The organism is Halohasta litchfieldiae (assembly GCF_002788215.1).
Lineage (GTDB): Archaea > Halobacteriota > Halobacteria > Halobacteriales > Haloferacaceae > Halohasta > Halohasta litchfieldiae.
The window spans coordinates 1,389,538-1,403,512 of the sequence record NZ_CP024845.1; the positions used below are offsets into that span (position 1 = coordinate 1,389,538).

Consider the following 13,975-nt stretch of genomic DNA (forward strand, 5'->3'; position numbering starts at 1 on the left):
AATACCGACACTCGGCGGCGTGGTCGACTGGCTGTAAATCACATTCACCGCCCGCTACAACGGCAGCCGTCGACTTGTCTCACTAACCAAGTTTTGGATTTTGAGTCAAACAATTCTCCCAATCTTGGTTAGTCAGACCACACCCAGTTTTCACGAGTTATCGACGATCGGCTACACCCCGTGTTCAAAGTGTAATTCCCGGGTATTTAGCCGCCACAGACCACCTTGTCGTGATATCAGCCCCACGCCCAGTGAGAAAGAGAGTACGTTTCGTGTGTTAGCCGGACAATTACGGCCCCCCCTACAGCAGTACATAGAGAGAGTACATTTCGTGTGTTCTCGGTTTCGGAGATACCACAGAAACGCCACACAGCCACTGATTTCAGCCGGTACGACAACCACGGCCCTAACACACGAATCTCCGGTAGTGAGGTTTTATATACTAGTCTAGTAGTGACTAGAATAGAAAGGGAATGTCTGACCCGTTTGCCGACCTCCACGAGACGTTGTTTGCCGACAAGGACGTGCTTTCGGAGGACTACCAACCCGAGAGTATCCTTGAACGAGACGACGAGATCGAGGAATACCGCCACGCCCTCAGCGACGTGCTGTTCGGCCGGAGTCCCGAGAACATCATGCTGTATGGAAAGGCCGGGCTCGGGAAAACAGCCGTCACGAAATACATGATGGACGCACTGGTCGACAACGCAGCCACTCGGGAGGAGGCCGACGAACTCCATGTCCACGAACGCAACTGCAACGGCAAGACGCTGTTTACGATCGTCCGTGGGCTAGTCAACGACCTGCTACCGCCCGAGGCGAGTCCGTTTCCGAAACGCGGCCTTGGGACCGCTGATGCCTTCGAGGAGCTGTACGCCCAACTCGATAGGCGCGGTGGGACGCACCTGATCGTCTTGGATGAGATTGACCACCTCGAAGACGCCGATACGCTGTTGTACGAACTCCCACGGGCGCGGTCGAACGGCCACATTGAGACCGCCCACGTCGGCCTCATCGGCATCTCGAACAACTACACGTTCCGTGAGCAACTGTCGCCGAAGGTCAAAGACACACTGATGGAAACCGAGATCTCATTCAGCCCGTACAACGCTGTCGAACTCCAGACAATCCTGGAGAATCGTGCCGAGAAAGCCTTTGTCGACGGTGGGTATGATAAGTCGGCGATCAACAAAGCCGCCGCCTTCGCCGCCCGTGACGTAGGCAACGCCCGGCAGGCGATCGACCTGTTGCGTGTCGGCGGCGAAGTTGCCGAGAAACGCCGTGCGGAGTGTGTCACCGACGCCGATATCGAGGAAGCACGGACGAAGGTCAAACGCGGTCGACTCGAAAATCGCATTCGCGATCAGACTGAACACGCCCAGTACATCTTACAGGCAGTGGCGATCTTAGAGAGCGACGACAAGACGCCCGCCCGGTCGAAACAGATTCAAGGGATGTACGAGGCCGTTGCAACCCGCTGTGGAGCCGACCCGCTGACCACGCTGAAAAGCATCCAGGATCATCTCTCGGAGTTGCATATGCTCGGGTTTCTCCAACGGTTCGAACGCAACGAGGGTCGCGGTGGTGGCCAGTATCACGAACACGCACTCGACTTAGACCCCGAGGTCGTGATCGAGATCCGCAAGCAGATCGAATCCGAACGGGGCGAGTAGCTTCGGGTTCGGTGGTGAGAACACACGAAATGTACTCTCTGTCTGTCGACCACCCCACCGTCGACCACTCTCTTTTATTGGCCTAACACACGAAACGTACTCTCTGTCTGTCGGCGAGGGGCCGTCGACTGTGGGTCAGAACACACGAAATGTACTCTCCCTCTCGCCCGATGGAACTGGTAGAATTGTTCGGCTAACACACGAAACGTACTCTCTTACATCGGAACCGTGGTGTGGCTACTCGTCGGCCACGTCATTCAACCACCGCCGTTGGTTCTCGGTGAGTCCGTGACGTTCGACCTGCTGGGCACCGCGAGTCTCGGGTTTGGCGTGTAACCACTTCCGGCGGTTCTTGTTCGCCAATTGGACCGCAATGTACGACAGCGGCTCGTCGTAGGTCTCGCCGAGCCGATCGCCGTGGTCGCTGATGATCTATTTGGGCGTCTCGCTATGCTCGTCGATCTCACCGAGGACTCGTTCGACCATATCAATCGTTTGTACCAGCTCCCGGTAGGCATCCAGCAGTTCAGTGTGAGTATTTCGGAGTTGGAACTTTGGGTGATCAGCAGCGAGGAGGCCAGTCGATTGCTCGACGGCGGCGGCGATCTCCGCGTTGGCCACGGCGAGTCGCTTGTCGACGGTTTCGAGTTTGTCGCGGGTGTGTTGGTCGACGGATGCTTTGTCGTTCATGATCTGAAGAGCCACTTCGCCCTAGATAAACCCGTTTCTGCCAACCACTCTCGTTATTCACACTAACCAAATCGACGTGTCGAAACGCCAGTAAAGCAGTAGTCTTTGGTTAGTCACATAGAACCGCGAAAAGGAGTCTGTCGATCTACCGCACGACGTAGTAGCCGTCTTGGCGTGCCAACTCGGCGTTGGAGACCCGTCGACGAAGATACGCCCGCCACACCGACTCTGGAACATTCTGTTCGAGGGGCTGTGTTGAATCGCCATACAGCAGTGGAATTCACTGTTTCACGGCACGCTTGATGTTATAGACGACACACATCAGCGCGATTTCTCGGAACTCACGGAACCATGATCGCGCTCGCACGGCAAGAGTGATCAGCGCAATAGCTGAATATTCAGACAACGTATTTTCTCTGATGGAGCAATCACGTCGGTTTGAGCTTGTTGAGCATCTGTCGGACGCAGAGTTAGATCGAGCGATTGACGAGGCACAGAAGGCGGACGAGACACGTCTCGTCCGGCGACTTTGTTTTATCAAGAACCTCTACGGTGGGAAAACCCAACAGCAGGCAGGTGAGGCTGTTGGCGTTTCCCAGCCGACGAGCAGCCGCTGGGCACGCGCGTGGAATCAAGACGGTGTCAAGGGCTTGCGACCACGCTTCGGCGGCGGGCGGCCGCCGAAGCTCACCTCGGCACAGTGGGACGAGATCTGTGCTGTACTTGAAATCAACCAACCATGGACAGCACGCGAGATCCTCTCACTCATCGAAGACCGTTTCGGCGTTACTTACCACCCTACTCATCTTGCTCGGAAGCTTCGGGCCTCAGGAATGCACTACGCCAAACCACGACCGATGGATCCACGAAGTCCAGAGGATGCTGAGGAGATTCTCGCCGAGCGCCTGAGCGAGGCGCTCGGCGAGGACGATGCCGTGGAGGATGATCCAATCGTCTTGGGATTCTTTCGATGAAGCGTGGCCACAGCCGTTCGAGAACTCTCAGCGGATGTGGTCGTTTGACCGCACCGTCCAGATAGAGAAACCGTTAGTAACGGTACCGTGGCGGTCAATCGGCTTCTATGCGTTGACTGGGCAAAGCGTGATCACGTACAAAGAGCGGTTGGTGAAGGAGACGATCGTCGAGGCTCTCGAAGAGATCCGCGAGCAGAATCCGCAGGGTCGGATTCTGCTCGTGGCAGATAACTACGGCTCTCATCACGCGAAACTCACGCAGGAAAGGGCCGACGAACTCGGTATCGAGTTCGTCTTCATCCCGCCGTACTCACCGACGTTGAACGCAATCGAGCCGCTGTGGAAAGACCTCAAGCGTGAGATTTCACCAACAATCTTTGAGGGGAAAGACCACTTCAGAGAGTTCGTCACTGAGGCGTTCCTTCGGCTGAGCCATCGGCTCAGTTTCGCTGTTGACTGGATCGAGACGTTCCTTCCTGATATTCAAAAGTTACAGTGATCACTCAAGCCGAGCGAGCGCTTGACCGCCGAGTTCACCGTCTCGGTCATTGAGCGCTGATTGTAGCGCTGTTCATCGATTCTAGCGTTGTGTGCGTGGTCGTAGGGTGCGAAGATACGATGTTTGATGAGCGGGCGAATCCCGAGGTCACGAAGGGATTCGCGGAGCGATTGCTTGTCGTATCCTTTGTCGGCGGCAAGAGACCGCAGATCGCCCGCATTCCGGCGGGCGATCTGCTCGGCGAGGTCTGCGTCGCTTCCTTCCCGGTTTGTTGAACAATGAACGTCAAGGACGGCTTGAGAGTCTGTATCCACGAGCTTCGTGACTTTCAGCTTCTGCACGCGGTAGCTGATTCGTTGGCAGTAGTGACGACTCGCAGCTGAGCGTTCGTAGAATGTAGCGTCGATAGCACCGTGTTTTGAGGGATCGTGCAGCTGCGCCGACTGGCGCAGCAGCACTCGGCAGACGCTCATACTGATCTGGTCGAACGCCTTACACAACGTGGATGGGACGGGGAGATCGGCCGCGTCAAGGCCGATCTCCCCTGTTATTTGTGGCATCTCCTTCAGGAGGTCAATCGTCATCCGGTAGGACGTGTTGAGGTAAATCCGTAGACAATGGAGGGAAACGAGGGCATAGTCGGCGAATCCGCCGCCACCTTCCGGGGCGGCGGATTCGTCTCCATCGCCAGTAACTCTTTGAGCAATCGGGACAATCTCGCTAGTGAAGCGGGAGATTTGTGTCATAGGCAACCGAATCTCTCCGCTTCAACACCTTTGATTTAGCGACCCACCCCGACGCCATCTAGTGATTCAACACAGCCGTTCGAGGCGTTGTTCCAGCGTTGCAGCGTCGACACGCGTGAGACCATCCTCCTCCTTCTGGATTTATTCCTTTGGCTAGGTCAATACTGTCCCAGCCCTCTTTTTATCGACAACAGAATCAGGTGACAGCGTCGATGTTTGATCGACAGGATCAATTGAACGGGTTATCTGGGGTATCTAGCCGGGTAATACCCTCGATCCCGTCGAAGTCGTCGTCAAACGAGTAGAGGTACTCGATACCCGTCCGCTGCATATACGCAGCAATAGTCGCGTCACCAAACGAGAGGCTCTCATAGCTCTCAAAGAGTTCCATCGCACGGTGGAAGTCTTTTTGCGCACAATGGACCACCTCGAAGCCTGCTGAATTGGCGAGACGGGTTTTCAGGTCGACGGCGATATCGTGTCGCTGCCGCTCGTGAATCCAGTTCAGCGTCTCTAACAGAACATAATTCGTGATTCGAGCAGTCGGGAGATCGCCTCTATCGATGGCATAGACAATGTTCTCGGCTCGTTCATGACGGGTGTCCGGACTCGTGTCCTTGTAGTCGATGAGGATGTTAGCATCGACTACCGCGACCGCCATTCAGGAATCCTCCGTAAACACTAGGTCTTCCTCGTTACCAGCGAGATCATGCGTTTCGAGGCTATCACCGCCCATCGGAGCCTTCATGTCGTCGTCTTCGAACGCTCCATAGCGCTGTTTGACCACCTCTACGGAGAGATTTCCTTCTTCGTCAGTGTTCCATCGGAGTTTGTCACCAGGCTCGATATCGAGATGTCGGCGGAGGTCCGCCGGGATCGTGACCATTCCTCGATCACTGACTTTGGTTTCTTCAGGAGCTTCTTCTGCTGCCATACCCTCTAGTACAGGCTCACGCACAATACATGTTGCGCCACATGTTGTTCTTCAGCTCGAAGTGCGTGCCATCGCTCATTCAGGAGATATGCTCGAGTTTCACATCGAGGACCTCCTGTACACGAAGTCCACAATCGCCTATCAGTCGGATCGCCGCATTCCTGCTCAAAGATCTCGGCTTCCCGAGGGAGCACTTCGTATTCGCTCCGTGAGAGCCACACGTTCCAGGAGCTGTCTTTGTTCCGTTCGGTTCGTATTGCGTGTTACTCAAAAAAATTATGCACTTAGCGGTGTTGAAATCTACTCTCAACAGGGGCTATTCCCGGCCCAGAGCAGAATTTTTGCACGTTATTGCAGAAACGTGCAATTAGCGCCCTCATCGTGGTCCGTAAGGACCCATGAGGAAATCAGCGAAGTAATCACTCATCTAGTAGGTAAGACAGTGCAACACACAGAGAATTAATTCAACGGATGATTATTCCACATATCCAAGCTCACGGAGATCTTTGAGTATCTCGTCATCCTCTACTATATCCTCAATAGCTTCATCATGACCTTTATAACGTTGTTTGGCCAACTCTAACAGCTGACGAGCACTTCGGAGTCTGTACCGCACATCAGAATCATCTACATCATTCATCACGCCCTCAAGCAGCTCATCAATTGTCTCAAGTGTGTCTCTAACCATATATGTGGTGTTTTCACTCGCTAGAGGTCTATTCTACCGACTTCGGACCTAACTCTGGTTCGTGACCAACGCCTTTCACAACATCAGGATCTTTGAACAATCGGTGAGCGGTAAAGGTCCCTTTCTGGTAGCCGCCGCCAGTCCGTCGACACTCGATGATATCCAGAAACGCCTGGTCGTCGAGCAGCTGGCGAACACGATCTATTTTTATTGGATCGAATCTGGGGTCAAAGGGGCATCGACGCTTTCAGAATCAAATTCAGTCTGCAGAGTGCTTGACTGGATAGGCTGATTGGCCCGGGGACAGCATGGCATTAGGGGGATGGGGATTCGATGGTCCTTGGAGGTGAATTTCCTTAATCACGATTAAATTAGTGTCCTCCCCCATATCAAGGTACGCTAACTTCCTAAGAGTGAGAATCCAATTCATCCAACCAAGGTCGACTGGTTTTGTCCTCCCTTTATAATACCATCTCAGTAACTAGGTTACATTAATTTATGACCGCACCGACAGAGACAATTGAAATTCAGAACGTTGTTGCATCAACTGGAATCGATCAGGAACTTGATCTCGAAACACTTGTCGACGATATTCCCGGTGCCGAATTCAACCCAGACAACTTTCCTGGACTCGTTGATCGGACACAAGATCCAAAAGCTGCAGCACTGATTTTTCGCTCGGGGAAAATCGTCTGTACCGGCGCTGCAAGTGTTAATGATGTCCACGAGGCCCTCGAGATAATTTTTGAGAAGCTTCGTGAGTTGGGTATCCCAATCACTGACTCTCCAGAGATCACTGTCCAAAACATTGTTTCGAGTGCAGACCTCGGTTATGATCTTAATTTGAATGCACTCGCGATCGGGCTTGGGTTAGAGGATGTTGAGTACGAACCCGAACAGTTTCCTGGACTTGTCTACCGAATGGAGGATCCAGAGGTCGTCATCCTCCTCTTTGGGAGCGGTAAAATCGTAATTACGGGTGGTAAATTTGCTGAGGATGCGACTGCTGCTGTAGAGAATATTGTTGAGAAAATCGATGATCTCGGTCTGCTGGGCTAAGATTCAGGGATAGCCGTAGCAGCTGATTCGCTCTAGTACGTTTGTGAATAGCAGGGATTGTGATTTAATGACAATTCAAATCGACTCAGATGGGTTATTTTTAGAAATACCAACTAACAGTACATTTGATGGATGCAGTTGACGTTCAATATATTCTAACGAACTGAAGCAGGATACCTAGTTAAGAATATGTAGGTCTATATTTTTGAAACTGCCTCGATGATCTCCTGAGCAGTCGAACTAATTCGACCAAGGCGATCCTGGATCACCTCCGAATCCTCGTTCTCCCACGCCGCCAAGTAGAACGCAGAGCCACTCGTATCCAAGTCGAAAAATCGACCGACGATGTACGCGACGGCCTCGGCTTCGACCTCACGTTTTGCCCGCTCGGGTTCACTGTCGACATCGAAATGCAACAACGCATGAGCGTACTCGTGGATTAACGTAACAGCGAGGTCAGCCTGATTCGTTCGGGCTTTTGCTTCCACCACAGGGTGGAACGAATGGATGCATCGGTACTTGCAGACGCCCATCGCATCTCCGTACTTCCACTCATCAGGCTCAATTATTCGAACGGTCACCCCGAGGTCTTCAGCCACCCCCGTGAGCTTCACCACGAGATCGCCAGCGTCCCCCGTCGCCGCAGTCTCCAACTCGGGAAGGGGCTCACCCTCCGTCTGAGAGACATCAAAGACAGTCGTAGGTCTGAACCCGACTAGCCCTTTCGACCACTCTCCTGGAGGCCTCTTGTCGTACTCACAGTCGATCTGGTCGTGGTAGCTGGGTGAATTCTTGCACTTCGGACAGCGCTTGGCGATGATCGGAGCCCAGATCCAGATCGCCTGTTCGCCCTTCTGGACGTGCCTATCGAAGTCGTTTCGCCAGGTGTGATAGCCGGCGACTCTCGTTGCTTCGGGACACTGGAGTTTGATGAGCAGCGTATTTCGATGCGAGTAGTCATGGAAGCGACTCTGGACATCAAGCCACTCCTGGAATTCTTTGCTTTCCTGTGCATCATCGACGTGGTCGACGAGCTCGCCGATCCAGTGTTCAATCGTACTGTGCATCTCATCGTGTCGGGTATCGCTCTCCTCGAAGGAAACCGACGTCTCACTCTGTGTAGCCATGATTTTCACACGACGAGTTCTGCTTCTTCAGAACGCGCCGCACCCCTTGGGGCGCGAAAAAACACTGCGGTTAGGCTGGTGGGAAGTAGACGCTCTGTTCACCAGCTAGCTCTTCGAGATGGTTCCGGTGTCGGTGCGCAAAATAACAGTCGTAACTGCAGTACCCACAGAGATCCCCGGTATCGTACTCAGCCACGTAGGGTCCACGTTCGGTCGACCAGACGTTCATACTGCACTCAGAACACGCTGGGCACTCGATATCGCTCGGAGAGGTCCCACGATACGCATACTCGACACCGACATCCTGGAGCGTCGACTCGGGCCAGACGCCGTGTGCCTGCCAGAACTCTCGAACCTTCCCAAGACTGTGCCGTACGGTTTTCCGAACCGTCACGTGATCGGAATCACGACCACTGTCGTCCCAGCCACGATCGGTCCAGAACTCACCAAATTGAGCTCCTCGATGCAAGCCGTTCCAGTCAAGAGTACATCCAGATCACACCATCACGGGAGGAAGTAAATTCTGAAACGGTCAACCACCAACTCTACGGCCTCCATGAATATGGTCGAGGAAGGAAACTCCCACTCGATATGGAACTCCATATTGAGAGTATCGAGGGAGTTTCCAACTTCGAGTTGATCATCTACAAACCAGCTGGAGAACCCCAATTCCAATTCCTCATCGGCCCTGGAGAAAGGGGAGACGCCAACTGTGACAAACTAGAGAGTACAACACGCTCCCAGTATCCAGACGGATACAAATTCGACCGCAAGCACTTCGATATAACCGATGTGTTCGATGACGTTCCACACATGGTTCGCTACGAAGGAATTGAAGAACGCCGTAAAGACTGGATGACTACCCTCACAACATACGACACTGAGGAAACTGACCGCTCCCCAATCTCAAACCTGCTTGAAACAGTCATCCAAGACGACGGCGCAGTACTCTTCCAACTCATCTTCGAGCCAAGAAGTAACTGGGCAGCAAAGGCAGAAAGACAAAAAGGAATCCTCAAACAAGGTTGCCACACCCAAGGAGGACTCATTCTGCGTACTGTCATGGATGCTGTCCTAGGCGTATCCGACGAAGAAAAACAAGAACGCCACCGAGGAGAAACACCAGAAGACGTTGGTGGAACAATCCACGATTCACAGACTAGTGGCAGACGATCTGGCACAAGTAGAATGGGTCAAATCGACCTGAAAGACCCATCTCACACTTACAATGTGAGTATGAGAATAGCAGCCGAAAACCAAGCTGTCGCAACCAATGTCGAAGACTCTCTGAACAACCTCAGTGGTCAGTTCTACCAGATCGATGGGAACTACCTAGAACGGAACGAAAATGAATACAAGCGGATGCTGAACCACGGGATCACCTACCCTAACGGATACGAGATGGTGTCCCGTCGCAAGCCGATCCTCGTCTGTAACATTAACGAGCTTGCCAACTTCATTACCGTTCCTTCAATTGATTCCTTACCAAAAGCCAGCCGTGGTGGTACTGGTGGGATGCCCAAAGCTCAGTCCCCACTAACATCCCCTAATGAAGAGGTGTTCAAAGAGTTCAGTGGTGGCATGACAATCGGAAGAGCAGTAACAGAACTTCGAGATCAAGAGGGTGAAGACAAAGACGTAATCAGTGCAATCGAAAGCAAAAAAGAATGGTTCGACACCCTCTCTCGAAGGGATGCAATTGGACTCTCTGGACCAGATCTAAGACACCACTACCTACGAGCTGCAACAACTGGTAGTGGTAAGTCCGTCGCGACTATGAACGACATGCTGACTTCATACAAGGACCTCAAAGGACCGACAATGCTGATCGATCCAAAGGGAGGTGATATGTGTGAAAACTATTTGCGTTGTCACAGAACCCTGTTCGGTGATCTCGACGATGTGGAATACATGAAGATCCCTGAGAAAGATGGGATGATTCCCGGTATGCCGTTCTTCGATCTCCGACCATTGATCGAAGGTGCAGGCAGGACCAGAGAAACTGCTGTCCAAGACATCATCGATCACTACTTCCAGCTTCTCCGATTCGTCCTTGGAGAAGATACAGTACAACAGAGGGTGTCATAGAAAGCGTCACACACGAAGACGCAGGATGTTGGAACTGTGTCTACGAGCGCCAGCATCCTGCAAGAGGAGACTTCTATCGACGAGTTCTTCAATGTAATGGCGACCGAGACGCTCGCGTTGTTCGAGCATCTTGAGTTCGACTTTCTCGAAGAATTCGATGTGTTCGCCCCCGCTCGCCGGGGGCGAACACGAGATCATCACCCACCAGCACTCTTCCGAGCGTTCCTGCACTGCTACTACAAGAACGTCTACGGCATCCGTCCAGTCACGCGAGAACTCCAGAACACGGTCGTCTGGCTCAGCTGTGGCTTCGATCGACCGCCGTCGAGAGACGCGGTCGATCGCTTCCTCACCGACCTCGAACACGTCGTCGACGAGGTCTTCGACCGCCTCGTCGAGCAGGCCGCCTGCCGCGGCCTGCTCGACTTGACCTACTCCATCGATTCCACCGACGTGAGGACGATGCCCGCCGACCAAGACGCGTCGAAAGGCTACGATCCAACCGCCGAAGAGTACTACCACGGCTACGGCTGTACGATCGTCTCGACCGGGCAAAAGATCCCGATTGCCGCGGAGTTCACCGAGAGCAAGCAAGCGCCAGAGGAGACGGCGATGCGCGTCACGTGTGACGCGCTCGCCGTCGAGAAACCGATCTGGATGCTTGGAGACAGCGCCTACGACACGCTCGGCTGGCACGACCACCTGCTGGCCGCAGGGGTCGTGCCAGTCGCTCCGTACAACGCACGAAACACCGACGATCCGAAAGACATCGAGTACAGGGTCGAAGCCCGCATCGACGAACACAGCGAGGACGTTCAGCTGAAGCAATCGACGCTAGACGAGACGTACAACCGCCGGAGTGGAGTCGAACGAACCAACGACGCCGTCAAGGACTGCGGCCTCGGGCACGTTCGCGCCCGAGGCCGCGTCCACGCACGAGCACAAGTGTTCCTCGCGCTGTGCCTTCGTCTCGTTATTGCGATCACCAACGACGAACGCGGAGACAATCCAGGAAGCACCGTCATCACGCTATGAGAACTATTCTATGACACCCTCTACAGTATTAGTTACTCGAATAGTACTGAGAAATCATTTACCACCCAACAAGTCTTCTTCTCCGCTTGATTCACCGCCACCCATATCAGCGGTTTCTGAACGTGTCGGCTGTTGCTGAAGTTGTTGATGAGCCGTTCGCCATTTTTCAGTCGACGGGATACTGCCTGCGCCGTGCTCAGTATGTCGATTTCGAACTTGAATCAATACTGGAGTATTCATCGAATCCCCAGATACTACTGCTTGTCCAGGTGTTAACCCTGGCAACTCACGCAGAACATCTTCACCAGCGGCCTCAACGCTATTCTTAATGGCATCTTGATCAGTTGGGTTCTGGATCTTCATCGTCACTTGCGTACCGCACTGCGAAAGCACATCCTGATCGATTTTTGATGGCCGCTGGCTAATAATTCCGAGTCCGAATCCGAACTTTCGACCTTCAGACGTAATTGTCCGCATAATACCGAGAGATGGTGCATCTCCTGTCGCGGGTGCGAACCGGTGTCCTTCTTCGAATAACGAGAACAGAGGAAAATCAATGATTTCACCATCATAGTCAGGATCATCTCCGCGTTGACGGACTGCAGCTAGGCGGGCTTCGTACAACCGACGAAGGAGTACAGTGGCAATCATTTGCTGGTCTCGTCGACCGAGTGTATCCATCTGCAAAACCGTACATCGACCAGGAGCCACCAATTCATTGAGCGCAACGTTTGCATCTCTTGTGAACAAGTCGTTGCGTTGGATCGAGCGCCGAAGGCGCCATTCTAATGCACCAACACTCGCATCGTCGTCATCATAACGATCCCGCATTGCATCCATTAATTCGTTGACTCCCCACGTCCGGGAATCCGACTGCTGCATTGCACGCCATCCACCAGCAAGACGCTCTTGCATCCGATCACTAGGATCATCGAGTACAGCCATTACATCATCAACACTGAGTTCTGAAATCCGGATTCGAAGATTTTCTGGATTAAAGTACTGTACTTCAGGCCGGTATCCGTCTTCACCCTCAAACACCTCCTCTCCTCGCATCTCGGATAGTGTATCGTACTCTCCATGTGGATCGAACACTAACAGTGATGCACGGATATCCGGCATCATCATTTCTTCCATGAGGACACCTGCGGTGTACGATTTACCGGACCCAGTGGAGGCAAGGATGGCTAAGTGTGTCGCAGCGAACTCGTCAATTGGTACATGCACGTTCACTGCATTGGTTTCACGGTTGAGTAACCATCCCATGTGAGCCAACCCATTACGCTCTGTCACGTCGACGGAACTCACATCAACCTCACCAGTGTTGGTAAGGGCGTCCTCACGACCAATACCGAGGTTCGGTAGAACAGCTTCTAACAGCGCATCAGAAGCGGTCCGGAGTTGCGTCCCTGGTCGTGGGAGCTGCCGAGGATTAGAGAACGTCTGCATCTGTGTGTCATAGAACCCGATTACGGTGGCTTCGAGACGGTAGAGGTCGATATCATCCGTGGGAACACCGAGAGTCCCAGCGACTGTTTCTGGAGCAATACTCGGGTCTGCCATGAACGTTTCAGGAAGCCCTCTTGCTTGCTCTCGGTTCGTAACCCGGGCAAGTACATCTTGAGCAGTTCCCTCCACAGTAATTGAGTAGGTTATGAACTCACCAGTCTTTACAGCTTGCTCATCAGGGGTAACAATGAAGAACTCATTTGGTCCGTCTCCAGGAGCGGCAACAGTCCCGACAAGAGCCTCATCAGCCGACGTGGAATTTTGTGGAGGACTCATCGCATCACCCCTCTATCGACTGACGACTGCCAACGAACGTCTTTCTCGATGATATCAAGTAATCGTTGGTGTTCTTCAGCAGGGAATAACTGGCTGAGACGCTCAACCAATGTGAGCGTTACTTCCGCACCAAGTGGACCTGCAACGTCGAGTAGCCGTTCCATATACGCGAGTTGGATTCCGCCATCAGTAGTTGTGTGAAACGCACGAATCACGCCATCTGGACATCGTTCGACGATATCTTCGACAGCAAGAGTCCAGCGGGGCATCTGATGATCTGGTTCCTCAATTGTACCGCCATCTGTGATTTTTGCAGTGCCAAGGAGTGCGACACCCGCGAGCTTTGTCCGCTCTTCGACGTACCCTGGTGTGAACTGTGGTTGGTCTTGCTGAGCGAGACGCGGACCCGACCGGCCCTGATCAGGATCAACAAGTCGAGTATCGTAAATGACGCCCATTACGATGTACTCCGTCTCCTGAATCGTTTTCTTAATAAACACGGGCTGGCCGAACCCACATTCATCCGGCGCAGGCGCTCGCTCCCGGTCGGTCTTGTTGTAAATCTCGACCGTGTAATCCAGATGGCTGTTTGAACTGATGATACTTCCAATGGCGAGACAATCGTCAACCCGCTCGGTTTGGTTGCTTGATGATGTGTTACTCATAAGGTTCGGTAA

At 53.1% G+C, this 13,975-nt stretch carries 13 protein-coding genes and 3 pseudogenes; 6 read left to right on the forward strand and 10 right to left on the reverse strand.

Features of this window, described 5'->3' with window-relative positions:
* The first annotated feature begins 473 nt into the window (after nucleotides 1–473).
* Nucleotides 474–1,673 (forward strand): orc1/cdc6 family replication initiation protein, encoded by a 1,200-nt coding sequence (locus tag HALTADL_RS07065; RefSeq protein WP_089673825.1) that lies wholly within the window; start codon nucleotides 474–476, stop codon nucleotides 1,671–1,673.
* A gap of 432 nt (nucleotides 1,674–2,105) precedes the next feature.
* On the opposite strand, the gene HALTADL_RS07070 is transcribed toward HALTADL_RS07065, so the two are convergent.
* Nucleotides 2,106–2,363 (reverse strand): hypothetical protein, encoded by a 258-nt coding sequence (locus HALTADL_RS07070; protein ID WP_089673824.1) that lies wholly within the window; start codon nucleotides 2,361–2,363, stop codon nucleotides 2,106–2,108.
* A 280-nt stretch (nucleotides 2,364–2,643) separates the two neighbouring features.
* Nucleotides 2,644–2,733 (reverse strand): annotated as a pseudogene (locus HALTADL_RS07075) (IS5/IS1182 family transposase); the annotation flags it as partial.
* 49 nt (nucleotides 2,734–2,782) lie between these two features.
* On the opposite strand from HALTADL_RS07075, the gene HALTADL_RS07080 reads away from it, so the two are divergent.
* Together HALTADL_RS07080 and HALTADL_RS07085 are read left to right on the forward strand one after the other, a co-directional pair.
* Complete coding sequence (locus HALTADL_RS07080; protein ID WP_089673823.1) at nucleotides 2,783–3,337, forward strand: IS630 family transposase; 555 nt, start codon at nucleotides 2,783–2,785, stop codon at nucleotides 3,335–3,337.
* Entirely contained in the window at nucleotides 3,306–3,836 is a 531-nt protein-coding gene (locus tag HALTADL_RS07085) for an IS630 family transposase (RefSeq protein ID WP_162551687.1), read from the forward strand. Before HALTADL_RS07080 ends, HALTADL_RS07085 begins: the two co-directional genes overlap by 32 nt.
* 8 nt (nucleotides 3,837–3,844) lie before the next feature.
* Here HALTADL_RS07085 and HALTADL_RS07090 read toward each other — a convergent pair.
* The 4 genes and pseudogenes from HALTADL_RS07090 to HALTADL_RS07110 all read right to left on the reverse strand — a co-directional run.
* A pseudogene (locus tag HALTADL_RS07090) lies at nucleotides 3,845–4,582 on the reverse strand (IS5 family transposase); the annotation flags it as partial.
* A 229-nt stretch (nucleotides 4,583–4,811) separates the two neighbouring features.
* Nucleotides 4,812–5,243, reverse strand: coding sequence for a type II toxin-antitoxin system VapC family toxin (locus HALTADL_RS07095; protein ID WP_089673821.1), 432 nt, complete (start codon nucleotides 5,241–5,243; stop codon nucleotides 4,812–4,814).
* The gene (locus tag HALTADL_RS07100; protein ID WP_089673820.1) at nucleotides 5,244–5,516 is read right to left on the reverse strand and encodes an AbrB/MazE/SpoVT family DNA-binding domain-containing protein; all 273 of its coding nucleotides are present in this window, start codon (nucleotides 5,514–5,516) and stop codon (nucleotides 5,244–5,246) included.
* A gap of 475 nt (nucleotides 5,517–5,991) precedes the next feature.
* Entirely contained in the window at nucleotides 5,992–6,204 is a 213-nt protein-coding gene (locus tag HALTADL_RS07110; protein ID WP_089673819.1) for a hypothetical protein, read from the reverse strand.
* 498 nt (nucleotides 6,205–6,702) lie between these two features.
* Between HALTADL_RS07110 and HALTADL_RS07120 the strand changes: the two genes are divergently transcribed.
* The gene (locus HALTADL_RS07120) at nucleotides 6,703–7,263 is read left to right on the forward strand and encodes a TATA-box-binding protein (protein WP_089673817.1); all 561 of its coding nucleotides are present in this window, start codon (nucleotides 6,703–6,705) and stop codon (nucleotides 7,261–7,263) included.
* A 197-nt stretch (nucleotides 7,264–7,460) separates the two neighbouring features.
* Here the strand turns inward: HALTADL_RS07120 and HALTADL_RS07125 are convergent, their stop codons facing one another.
* Both HALTADL_RS07125 and HALTADL_RS07130 read right to left on the reverse strand, forming a co-directional pair.
* Nucleotides 7,461–8,390: an ArdC-like ssDNA-binding domain-containing protein gene (locus HALTADL_RS07125; RefSeq protein ID WP_089673816.1), complete on the reverse strand. Its 930-nt coding sequence runs from the start codon at nucleotides 8,388–8,390 to the stop codon at nucleotides 7,461–7,463.
* A gap of 70 nt (nucleotides 8,391–8,460) precedes the next feature.
* A pseudogene (locus HALTADL_RS07130) lies at nucleotides 8,461–8,874 on the reverse strand (DUF6610 family protein); the annotation flags it as partial.
* Between the two features lie 107 nt (nucleotides 8,875–8,981).
* Here HALTADL_RS07130 and HALTADL_RS07135 point away from each other — a divergent pair.
* Nucleotides 8,982–10,478 carry a hypothetical protein gene (locus tag HALTADL_RS07135; RefSeq protein WP_218143715.1) on the forward strand — a complete coding sequence of 499 codons (1,497 nt, stop codon included), beginning with the start codon at nucleotides 8,982–8,984 and terminating at the stop codon, nucleotides 10,476–10,478.
* A 96-nt stretch (nucleotides 10,479–10,574) separates the two neighbouring features.
* Entirely contained in the window at nucleotides 10,575–11,513 is a 939-nt protein-coding gene (locus tag HALTADL_RS07140) for a transposase (RefSeq protein WP_015911568.1), read from the forward strand.
* A gap of 54 nt (nucleotides 11,514–11,567) precedes the next feature.
* On the opposite strand, the gene HALTADL_RS07145 is transcribed toward HALTADL_RS07140, so the two are convergent.
* Both HALTADL_RS07145 and HALTADL_RS07150 read right to left on the reverse strand, forming a co-directional pair.
* A complete protein-coding gene (locus tag HALTADL_RS07145) occupies nucleotides 11,568–13,298 on the reverse strand; it encodes an ATP-binding protein (RefSeq protein ID WP_089673095.1) in 1,731 nt (576 codons plus the stop codon).
* Nucleotides 13,295–13,963: a hypothetical protein gene (locus HALTADL_RS07150; RefSeq protein WP_089673094.1), complete on the reverse strand. Its 669-nt coding sequence runs from the start codon at nucleotides 13,961–13,963 to the stop codon at nucleotides 13,295–13,297. Before HALTADL_RS07150 ends, HALTADL_RS07145 begins: the two co-directional genes overlap by 4 nt.
* Nucleotides 13,964–13,975: the final 12 nt, after the last annotated feature.